The sequence below is a fragment of the Escherichia sp. KCJ4928 genome, assembly GCF_004352695.1.
In the GTDB taxonomy this organism is placed as follows: domain Bacteria; phylum Pseudomonadota; class Gammaproteobacteria; order Enterobacterales; family Enterobacteriaceae; genus ECMA0423.
Genome location: NZ_SJWV01000389.1, coordinates 1 through 1,485, shown reverse-complemented (window position 1 = coordinate 1,485; position 1,485 = coordinate 1). Strand labels below are relative to the sequence as shown.

The following is a 1,485-nucleotide window of genomic DNA, read 5'->3' as shown; positions in this document are numbered from 1 at the left end:
ATATGAGTATATGACATCTCTTATTGTAAATGGTAAGGATACATGGTCTGTAAAAGGCATAAAAAATCATAAAGGTGTATATGATTATTCAAATTTGATTCAGTTTGTTGAAAAGGATAACAAACACTATCAGGCGAGAATAATTTCTGAGCTCGGAGATAAAGACGATATGGTTTATTCTGGGGCAGGCTCATCAGAAGTATTTGCTGGTGAAGGTCATGATACCGTATCTTATAATAAGACGGATGTTGGTAAACTAACAATTGATGCAACAGGAGCATCAAAACCTGGTGAGTATATAGTTTCAAAAAATATGTATGGTGACGTGAAGGTATTGCAGGAAGTCGTTAAGGAACAGGAGGTATCAGTAGGGAAACGAACAGAGAAAATACAATATCGTGATTTTGAATTCAGAACCGGTGGAATTCCTTATGATGTGATAGATAATCTTCATTCTGTTGAAGAACTCATTGGCGGAAAACATGATGATGAATTCAAAGGCGGTAAGTTTAATGATATATTCCATGGCGCAGATGGGAACGATTATATCGAAGGTAATGATGGTAATGATCGACTATACGGCGATGATGGGGATGATTATATATCCGGAGGACAGGGAGACGACCAGTTATTTGGTGGTAGTGGAAACGATAAATTGAGTGGAGGGGATGGTAATAATTATCTGACAGGAGGAAGCGGTAATGATGAGCTTCAGGCACACGGAGCTTATAATATTCTGTCAGGTGGTACTGGTGATGATAAACTTTATGGTGGTGGTGGTATTGACCTTCTGGATGGAGGGGAAGGTAATGACTATCTGAATGGTGGTTTTGGTAATGATATTTATGTTTATAGGCAAAACTATGGTCATCATACAATTGCAGATGAAGGAGGTAAAGGAGATCGTCTGCACTTATCTGATATTAGCTTTGATGATATTGCATTTAAGAGAGTTGGAAATGATCTTGTCATGAATAAAGCCATTAATGGTGTACTTTCATTTAATGAGTCAAATGATGTCAATGGGATAACATTTAAAAACTGGTTTGCGAAAGATGCTTCAAGAGCAGATAATCATCTTGTTGAGGTTATAACAGATAAAGATGGTCGTGAGATAAAAGCTGATAAGATACCTCATAATAATGAATGGTCAGGTTATATAAAAGCCAGTAATATAGCATCTGAAAAAAACATGATTAATATCACCAGTGTTGCCGATGATATTAACAAGATTATTTCTTCAGTTTCAGGGTTCGATTCAGGTGATGAACGATTAGCATCTTTATATAATTTATCCTTACATCAAAATAACACACACTCAACAACTTTAACGACAACTGTCTGAGACTAAAAGCGGAGGTGATGACCATTCCAGGAGGAATGGTCATCGTTATATAATGAGTAAATGTAGTTCTCATAATAGTCTGTATGCACTGATATTGCTTGCACAATATCATAATATAACTGTCAATGCTGAAGCTATAA

General features: G+C 36.2%; 1 pseudogene. It reads left to right on the top strand.

Annotation, left to right across the window (positions count from 1 at the left end):
• Positions 1 to 1,345, top strand: a pseudogene (ehxA, locus tag E0D98_RS24125) (enterohemolysin EhxA); the annotation flags it as partial.
• Between the last annotated feature and the right edge of the window lie 140 nt (positions 1,346 to 1,485).